The 8,096-nt window shown below is 37.0% G+C and carries 6 protein-coding genes; 2 read left to right on the forward strand and 4 right to left on the reverse strand.

What is annotated here, in order from left to right; translation table 11 throughout:
• Positions 1–497 precede the first annotated feature (497 nt).
• Together dnaK and ACP6PK_RS20555 are read left to right on the forward strand one after the other, a co-directional pair.
• Positions 498–2,504 (forward strand): molecular chaperone DnaK, encoded by a 2,007-nt coding sequence (gene dnaK, locus ACP6PK_RS20550; RefSeq protein WP_426562191.1) that lies wholly within the window; start codon positions 498–500, stop codon positions 2,502–2,504.
• A 345-nt stretch (positions 2,505–2,849) separates the two neighbouring features.
• Complete coding sequence (locus ACP6PK_RS20555) at positions 2,850–3,851, forward strand: DnaJ C-terminal domain-containing protein (RefSeq protein ID WP_426562193.1); 1,002 nt, start codon at positions 2,850–2,852, stop codon at positions 3,849–3,851.
• Between the two features lie 928 nt (positions 3,852–4,779).
• Here the strand turns inward: ACP6PK_RS20555 and ACP6PK_RS20560 are convergent.
• The 4 genes from ACP6PK_RS20560 to ACP6PK_RS20575 all read right to left on the reverse strand — a co-directional run bounded on the left by ACP6PK_RS20560 (position 4,780) and on the right by ACP6PK_RS20575 (position 7,735).
• Positions 4,780–5,007, reverse strand: coding sequence for a hypothetical protein (locus ACP6PK_RS20560; protein ID WP_094672026.1), 228 nt, complete (start codon positions 5,005–5,007; stop codon positions 4,780–4,782).
• 106 nt (positions 5,008–5,113) lie between these two features.
• On the reverse strand, positions 5,114–5,440 hold the full coding sequence (locus ACP6PK_RS20565; RefSeq protein ID WP_094672025.1) for a tetratricopeptide repeat protein: 327 nt from the start codon (positions 5,438–5,440) through the stop codon (positions 5,114–5,116).
• A 227-nt stretch (positions 5,441–5,667) separates the two neighbouring features.
• Positions 5,668–6,357, reverse strand: a complete 690-nt coding sequence (locus tag ACP6PK_RS20570; RefSeq protein ID WP_426562196.1) for a glutathione S-transferase N-terminal domain-containing protein — start codon at positions 6,355–6,357, stop codon at positions 5,668–5,670.
• A 679-nt stretch (positions 6,358–7,036) separates the two neighbouring features.
• A complete protein-coding gene (locus tag ACP6PK_RS20575; RefSeq protein WP_426562198.1) occupies positions 7,037–7,735 on the reverse strand; it encodes a glutathione S-transferase family protein in 699 nt (232 codons plus the stop codon).
• Positions 7,736–8,096 lie beyond the last annotated feature (361 nt).

Here is an 8,096-nt window from a genome sequence, read left to right on the forward strand (position 1 = left end):
TATGGTGTATTGTATAATTCCTAATTAAGTATCATAGATGGTGACTTACACAAAGGTATTATAAATATATAGAGTTGAAAAACTATAACGTTTGAGTTTTGAACGCTATATGTATGGTATATTGTATAATTTCTAATTAAGTATCATAGATGGTGACTTACACAAAGATATTATAAATATATAGAGTTGAAAAACTATAACGTTTGAGTTTTGAACGCTATATGTATGGTATATTGTATAATTCCTAATTAAGTACCTAGGCAAAATTATTTGTATATCTATAATCCTTATCCTTCGTAAACAAGCTTTGAATATAAATTTTATATCTAATTAATTTTGCATAACTACTTAAAATTTTTAAATCCTCCATCAAAAATGTCTTACCTATAACAAGAGAGCCCTTAATATAGATTAGTATAGTGAGGCAATCCTCAAAAGACCAAAGAATTTGACACGATAAAATAATTAACAAAAGGATAGAACAAAAAAACTAAGGCATGGGCAAAGTAGTCGGCATAGATCTGGGTACAACAAACTCCGTAGTATCCGTCATGGAAGGCGGAAAACCAATCGTAATAGCTAATTCAGAAGGAATGCGGACAACACCATCTGTAGTTGGCTTCACGAAGGAAGGAGAACGAATAGTGGGACAAATGGCCAGAAGGCAAACAGTTCTGAATCCTCAGAACACCTTCTACGGAGTCAAACGATACATTGGACGTAAATACTCTGAACTATCCCCAGAGTCAAAGCGTGTTCCCTATACCATTCGTAGGGATGAATTCGGCAACGTCAAAATCAAATGTCCTCGAATGAAACGAGATTTTGCTCCAGAAGAAGTCTCAGCTATGATACTGCGGAAACTAGCAGATGAAGCAAGTCGCTATCTGGGAGAGGAGGTAACAGGAGCAGTAATTACCGTACCAGCCTATTTTAATGATTCCCAAAGACAAGCTACTCGTGATGCCGGGACTATTGCGGGCCTAGAAGTTAAACGTATTCTCAATGAACCAACAGCAGCATCTCTGGCTTATGGATTAGAAAATACAGAAAATCAGGTAATTCTGGTGTTCGATTTGGGTGGAGGTACATTTGATGTTTCAATCTTAGAAGTAGGAGATGGAGTATTTGAAGTCAAGGCTACCAGTGGAGATACTCAACTAGGGGGTAACGACTTTGACCAACGAGTAGTAGACTGGTTAGCCGAACAATTTCTAGAGGCAGAAGAAATAGACTTGAGGAGCGATCGTCAAGCTTTACAAAGGCTGACTGAGGCTGCAGAAAAAGCCAAGATTGAATTATCTGGGGTTGGGGTAACAGAAATTAATCTCCCTTTTATTACTGCCACAGCAGATGGCCCTAAGCATCTGGAAACTAGGCTGACTAGATCACAATTTGAAGGGCTTTGTGGAGATTTAATTCCGAGAATCCGACGTCCTGTAAAAATGGCCTTAAAAGATGCTGGTATAAGTCCCTCTATGATTGATGAGGTAGTATTAGTTGGTGGTTCAACTCGGATTCCTTTTGTTCAAGATTTAGTTTACTCTCTGATAGATAGAGAACCAAATCAGGGAGTTAACCCTGATGAAGTTGTGGCAGTGGGGGCAGCTATTCAGGCTGGAATTTTAGGTGGTGATGTACGAGATGTGTTACTTTTGGATGTTACTCCATTGTCTGTGGGCTTAGAAACTATTGGGGGAGTTATGAAAAAACTCATTCCTCGGAATACTACTATACCAGTTCGACGTTCTGATATTTTTTCTACTGCTGAAAATAATCAGACTTTAGTTGAAATTCATATTATTCAGGGAGAACGAGAAATAGCTGCTGATAATAAGTCTCTCGGAAAATTTAAGCTTACTGGTATTCCTCCTGCACCACGGGGTGTGCCTCAAGTACAAGTAGCTTTTGATGTTGATGCCAATGGTATTTTGCAGGTTACGGCAATGGATAAAACTACTGGTAGGTCTCAAAGTATTACTATTCAAGGGGCTTCTACTTTAAGTCAGCAGGAAATTAGTCAGATGATTCGGGATGCGGAAAAATTTGCTGAAGCAGACCGACTCAAGCGGGAGCGGGTAGATAAGCGTAACCGGGCTGAGGCTTTGGCCTTTCAAGCAGAACGACAACTCCGAGAGGTGGCCTTGGATTATGGGATGCAGTTTGCGGCTAGAAGTCGTCAACGCATTGAGATGTTGATTAGGGAACTGCGGGATAGTTTGGAACAAGATGATGAGCGGGGTATCGATCAGGTGGGGGTTGATTTACAAGATGCTCTCTATGATTTGAAGCGTGAGATTTCAATTTACACCTCTGAAGAAGGTGATGATGATTTCTTTGGTTCTGTACGCCGGACAATATCTGGTGACGATCGTAAACCTAGGGAGCGTTATGATTATGAAACTAGAGTTTATAGTCGTCCTCCTGATCGAGTCAGTTCTAATCGTCCTAGTCGTTCTTATCAAAGTAAAGATTGGGATGATAATGATGATGATTGGCTGTAAATATTGTGGATTTTAGATTGGGGAGGAGATAGTTGAATTTAGAATTTAGAATTCAGAATTCAGAAGTTAAATTCTGACTGTGACTATATTTGAGAATTTTATAATTGAATTGGTATACCCCTATGCGCAAGTCGAAATTCAAAATTCAAAAGTAATCTCTGAGTAAGTTTTTCCTACTGAAATGCTCTGCAAACAGGACTGACCAATGTCCTAGCCTATTTGCGTACTGCTGTAATAGCTGTATTTTTGCTTTCAAGTGAGAAGTCTAACATCTGCTACCATTTTGGTTGAAGGAGTCAGAGAAAATATTTATAGTTAACACTATTTATAAGTTTAAGTTAGTAGATGCAAAACTTTCGGAATTATTATCAGATTCTAGATGTTTCTAAAGATGCTTCAGTAGATGAAATTAAGAAAGCATATAGGAGACTGGCGCGACAATTTCATCCAGATGTAAACCCAGGCAGTAAAGAGGCAGAAGAAAAGTTTAAAGATATTAATGAAGCCTACGATATTTTATCAGATGTAGAGAAACGGTTAGAGTACGATAAGTTTATTCGATATTGGAAACCGAAGGGAATTGCTAGTAGGATGGGGGTGCGGGTTCCTGATTTTAGAAATTGGGGAGATAATCTTTCTGGGAATGGAGGTAAGTCAGAGAAGGATGTTGATGTTAGTGATTTTTCAGATTTTAATACTTTTGTAGACCAATTGTTGGGTCGTCGTCGGGAAGTTAGAACTCCAGCGACAGCAACAAAACCAAAAGCTCAGCCATCAAATGTTTATCGTCCTGGTCAGAAAAAGGCTGTTTATAAAGCAACGGAACGGGAACCAAAAAAGGATATTGAGGCTAGGTTGACTTTGCCTTTGGAAAAGGCTTATGTGGGAGGGACTGAGAAAATACGCTTGGAAGATGGGCGGTCGATAGAGGTAAATATGCCGGCAGCTATGATTAGTGGTCAAAGAATTCGTCTGAAAAATCAAGGTCTTGGTGGGGGAAATTTGTATCTGAAGATTACGGTTGCTCCTCATGGTTTTTATCAGTTGGAGGGGGCGGATATTTTTTGTGAGTTGCCTATTACTCCTGTGGAGGCTGTTTTGGGTGGGGATATTGAGGTTCCGACTTTGGATGGTTGGGTGAAGATGAAGTTGCCGGCGGGGGTTGTTTCTGGTCAACGTTTACGACTTGCTAGTAAGGGGTATCCTGATGGAAGGGGCGATCGTGGGGATCAGTTGGTGGAGATTAAGATTGTCACTCCGAAGGAACCTAGTCAGGATGAGTTGGAGATATATCAGAAGTTACGGGAGATTGAGAGGTTTAAACCACGAAAAGATTTACCTGTTTGATTTGGCTTAGGGTGAGTGTTGGGGTGTGGGATGTTTGGGATGTTTGGGATGTTTGGGATGTTTGGGGAGATTAACAAAAGAATGCACCTTTCGAGCACACATCAATTTTCTCTTGGAGGTATTTTTTTCTTGGTTGAATAAAAAGTCATGCTTAGGTACGAGTTAAATCAAATTTATTAACTCTATCACAATTTTTGGCAGGATGCAACATGACTACTCTCTTAAAACTTGGACATTTTTTTGAAGCCCCAGAAAATGATAATTAATTTGTAATTTGAGGCGATCGCTCACAGTTGTCAGATGGAAAATTTTTGCTTATACCAGTTTGATAAATGTTTGCTACAAATAGCTAGGGTAATTTTTAGGAGTCAGGAGGTAGGGACGTTGCATAAGGGCGTCCGTACGGAGTCGCATGGGAATGGCTTTAATATAGTTTTTTAGGTCATACATCATATTTTTTGTCCAAGGGACATCTCCTGTTAAGTCTTTTTATCGCTCTTAACTATTCGTAACATTCTTTTTTCAAAATGGTATTAGAGATATAGTTTTTCTGAGTTGAAGAGTAATACCATGTCCGGTAGCATCGGTATTGTATAGTGAAGTTCATTAATTGATAATTGATAATTGATAATTGATAATTACCTCTGGTTAAAACCGTTACGGAATTGAAGATAAGGAAATATCCTAGCACTTTTTTTCCCCTATCCAAGGGGAGGCTTTAAACCAGAATTATTTAATAATTAATAATTAATAATTAATAATTCGGCAAGGAAGAAGTCTTTAGTTATCTAGGAGAGAAGGAAGAAGGAAGAAGCTTTAAGAGAAGGTAAAATTAAATATGGTAGATATTCCCAGCTTTTACACAAACAATACCAACGGACATGATATAACTTGATGTTGCAGACTTTGATTATTATTTCTTCCCTCTTCATCTTCCGGCGACCCCATTAGAAAACTTTCCCCTGGAACATAAACCATTTCTAAATTTAATACCATTACCTAAATCTTCTATTTTTTGCCTAGCAGAACCGGGGGTAAAATTAATTATTGTCCCGGAGTTGTTGATAGTAACTACCCCAAAAGTAAATACTGCTCCTAGTTCTTCAAGCCATATTTCTTTAGTGAGGTGGTTGTTGCTGTTGTTTGATTTTTTCACGGCGTATTTTCTCCGGAGTTTCCCATTGTTTTTCTTCCTAAATACTCAAAGCAATATCTAGATGTTATCGCGTTTCTCAAGCATGGGAAGTACAGTTGTTTTTCTCCTACCCTACTCCCCTACTCCCTACTCCCAAAACAAAGGAATTTTCTACCTTACTCCTTGTGGGAATTGCTATAACTGCTTCACTCAAACCCAATTTTACTGCCTGCTCATAATTATCAACTGCTTGTTGAGATTTTGCAAATTTATAATAGGCATTACCTCGATAATTATATGCTGGAGCGCGACTATAATCTAACTGTACAACCTTAGTTAAATCTTCAACCACTTCTCCATAATTTTCCAACTGAATATAATCTAAATCTCGATAATAATATGCAAACAAATTCGGGATGCAAATATACAACATAACCAAAACAAATAACCACATCCTGATATTTTCCCTGATTAAATTTCTGAATTTTTCATTGATTACAAGAGCCTATTGCACTAATTTATTCTCCTGACATAAACTAACCATATTTAGCAAACTAATAAATTTTTATGGAGAAAATTTAGCAGTCTGAATAAGATTTGTAGAGATGCTTTATGGAACATCTCTACAAAATTTTTTAGTGCAGAAAAATATTTACTTACCCAATAAAAACTAATAGTTAATTACCGCTGAAACTGACGAGCGCCGAAGAGATTTTCCTTTGCTGTTTCATCCATATTTTTGATCCGACTCTCATTTAAAACTGCTAAACCACGAGTCACCCCAGGTCGCTGACTAACAGTTTCAAACCATCGCTTTAAATTAGGAAAATCTGCTAAATTTTGCCCTTGTTTTTCGTGGGATATTATCCAAGGATATATTGCCATATCGGCAATAGAATAATCTCCGGCTACATATTCAAATTGGAATAGTTGTTGATCTAATACTCGGTATAAACGAGATGCTTCATTTGTGTATCTTTCAATAGCATAAGGAATTTTTTCCGGTGCATATTGACGAAAATGATGAGTTTGTCCTAACATTGGTCCGACGCCACCCATTTGAAACATTAACCATTGAATAGTAGTGTAGCGTTCTCGTGGATTTTCTGGAATAAAACAACCTATTTTTTCTGCTAAATAAAGCAAAATAGCTCCTGACTCAAAGATAGAAATAGGATTACCATCAGGACCATTAGGGTCAACAATAGCAGGCATTTTATTGTTAGGACTAATTTTGAGAAAGTCTGGTTGAAATTGGTCTCCAGCCATAATATTAACAGGAATTAAATTATAGGGAGTTTCCGTTTCTTCGAGCATGATACTTACTTTCCAACCATTAGGAGTCGGCCAGTAATATAAATCAATAGTCATAATTTAAACAATCTCCAATTTTTGTCTAATTCTCTATTGAAAAAGGAGTCAAGAGACAGCTATTCTGAAGTTTTAATTTAGAAGTCAGAAGTTAAATTCTGTCTTTATTATTTTGAGCAAGCTAGAAAAAATATTCAACTGATAACTGTTTAATGAAGTCAGAAGTTAAATTCTTACTTTATTATTTTGAGCAAACTAGAAAAAAGATTTAATTGATAACTGTTTAATGAAGTCAGAAGTCATTTCAGTTATCAGTTAGCCTCTTGCCTCCTGCGGAGGAGCTGCCCTTTATCCTGACGGACTGCTCCGCTTTCCATGTCGCGGAGCGTTAGCGGAGCTTTGCGTCAGCAAAACAGAGGAACTGCCTCTTGCAGAGGAGCTTCGCTAACGTTAACGTTAACAGTTAGCTTCTTGCAGAGGAACTGCGTTTTTTCGTATAGGGAATGCTCTGCTTTCCATGTCGCGCAGCGTTAACGTTTGCGTAGCATTCCGATAGGAAAGTTGTGCGGAACGCTAAACAGTTATCAGTACCTCGTGGAATAAGGAGGCTTTAAATACGGAATCTTCTTTTTTTTACTCTCTTAAAATAAGAGACGTAACTACCTAAATTTTTCGGTCAGAAGTTAAATTATTAACGAGGTCACTTCTGACTTCTAGATAGATGTTCCCAAGCAAAATGTTAATTAAAACCCAAATTTTTGCGTCCTATGCCATCAAATAAATCGAGCATTTTTTCTCGCCAAGCATAAACTGGATCGCTAGTTTCTAATATTTTTTTTGGAGATATAGAACGAGCAAATTGAAAAGTTGAAAAGACTAGATAATCAGCATAGTTTGGTGTTTCTCCTGCCAAGAAAGATTGCTGACTTATAGTATTTCTTAAAGGCTCTAAGAAAGTTATAAAATTATTTATTTGGTCTTCTGTAACATCTTTAAATTCTTCTAGAGACTTACCAAAAACACTTTCACGACTTTCTCGAAAATAAGGCTTGTCTTTAGGGTCAAGATTTTCAAATACATCGTATATTATTATTGGCACTAAAACTCCTAATAGACTACCATTCCAAGAGTCGATAAACATAGTTTGAGCTTTGGCTTCAGCACTGCCAAATAAAGAAGGTTTATCCGGATAAGTTTCCTCTAAGTAGTTAGCAATATTCCAAGAGTCAACAACTACTTTATCTCCCTTATTTCCATCAACAATTACAGGAACTTTATCCTGATTAGAGAAAGTGATAGCCTCTTTTTCTGTCAGTCGCCAGGGCATAATTTCTACTTCTAAATTTTTGTGTGCTAGAGCCATGCGACTTCTCCAGCAGAAGGGACTAAAAGCTCTGTTTTCTTCGGCAGTAACTAGGTCATACAGTTTAATTGCCATAGATTATTTAACCTTGAGAACTTGTAACTACATGATTAACTCTATCAGAATCTTTGCTTTTTACTAAACTAATTTTTCGTTCAAAATAAATAGATAAATGAATAAAAATATTATTATACCAATAATCTGTTACTTTTTAGCAATAAATAATTGTCAGTATCCAGCGGTCAGCAATCAGCTATAAGTTATTAACTGATTATCTTGACAGAAAGAATTAGTCCGCCAGGAGAATTAAAAGTTATAAATAATTGTTAGTATCTAGCAGTCAGTAATCAGTAATAAGCTAGAAATTATTGACTGATTATATAGGCAGAAAAAATTCGTATACCAGGAGAATTAAAAGTTATAAATAATTATCAGT

It is taken from the genome of Dapis hubbardiae BLCC-M172, assembly GCF_050016015.1.
Classification (GTDB): Bacteria; Cyanobacteriota; Cyanobacteriia; order Cyanobacteriales; family Microcoleaceae; genus Trichodesmium.

What these genes read in the sequence shown, in the direction of transcription:
- dnaK (WP_426562191.1), top strand. Translation starts at nt 498, where the DNA reads ATGGGCAAAGTAGTCGGCATAGATCTGGGTACAACAAACTCCGTAGTA.
- ACP6PK_RS20555 (WP_426562193.1), top strand. Translation starts at nt 2,850, where the DNA reads ATGCAAAACTTTCGGAATTATTATCAGATTCTAGATGTTTCTAAAGAT.
- ACP6PK_RS20565 (WP_094672025.1), bottom strand. Translation starts at nt 5,440, where the DNA reads ATGTGGTTATTTGTTTTGGTTATGTTGTATATTTGCATCCCGAATTTG.
- ACP6PK_RS20570 (WP_426562196.1), bottom strand. Translation starts at nt 6,357, where the DNA reads ATGACTATTGATTTATATTACTGGCCGACTCCTAATGGTTGGAAAGTA.
- ACP6PK_RS20575 (WP_426562198.1), bottom strand. Translation starts at nt 7,735, where the DNA reads ATGGCAATTAAACTGTATGACCTAGTTACTGCCGAAGAAAACAGAGCT.